The following is a 289-nucleotide window of genomic DNA, read 5'->3' on the forward strand; positions in this document are numbered from 1 at the left end:
TCGACATGATCGGCAACACTTGGGAATGGACCAGCGACTGGTGGAGCGAGACGCCCGAAGTGGCCCGCAAGAAGGTAGGCCGATCGTGCTGCACGCTCAGCAATCCGCGCGGCGGCAAGCTCAAGGACAGTTTCGATCCCGCCCAGCCGGGCGTGCGGATCGGCCGCAAGGTGCTCAAGGGCGGTTCTCACTTGTGCGCGGCGAACTATTGCCAGCGCTACCGCCCCGCCGCTCGCCATCCCGAGATGATCGACACTTCCACCTCGCACATCGGCTTCCGCTGCGTTCG

The 289-nt window shown here is 65.1% G+C and carries 1 protein-coding gene; it reads left to right on the plus strand.

Annotated elements, in window-relative coordinates; genetic code table 11:
- Positions 1-289, plus strand: a 289-nt coding sequence (locus tag LH128_RS30650) for a formylglycine-generating enzyme family protein (RefSeq protein WP_008833574.1), incomplete at both ends; no start/stop codon positions are given.

The sequence above is a fragment of the Sphingomonas sp. LH128 genome (genome assembly GCF_000293195.2).
GTDB lineage: Bacteria > Pseudomonadota > Alphaproteobacteria > Sphingomonadales > Sphingomonadaceae > Novosphingobium > Novosphingobium resinovorum_A.